Annotated in this window: 1 protein-coding gene; it reads right to left on the reverse strand. The window is 65.2% G+C overall.

The window, feature by feature from the left end; all coding sequences use genetic code 11:
• Positions 1 to 193 (reverse strand): RHS repeat domain-containing protein (locus tag R0J88_RS22485; RefSeq protein WP_410901242.1); only part of this gene is annotated, 193 nt, incomplete at its 3' end.
• Between the last annotated feature and the right edge of the window lie 54 nt (positions 194 to 247).

Genomic DNA, 247 nt, shown 5'->3' on the forward strand with positions numbered 1-247 from the left:
GCCCGCGCGGATCGAAGCGTGTCATGCGCACACGCCCTTCGGGGTCTGTCACCTTGGTGGGCAGCCCCTGACGGCTGTACTCCACCAAAGTGGTCAGGCCCAGCGGGTCGGTCACCGCTGTCATCCGACCCTGGGCGTCATAGCGATAGCGCGTCGTGCGCCCTTCGCCGTCGGTATGCGCGACAAGGCGCATCTCTTCGTCCCACTGCCAGTATTCACTGCCAAGTTCAGGGTGATGAGGCCGCGT

Origin of the sequence: Pseudoalteromonas sp. SIMBA_162, assembly GCF_046535955.1 — a bacterium.
In the GTDB taxonomy this organism is placed as follows: domain Bacteria; phylum Pseudomonadota; class Gammaproteobacteria; order Enterobacterales; family Alteromonadaceae; genus Pseudoalteromonas; species Pseudoalteromonas marina.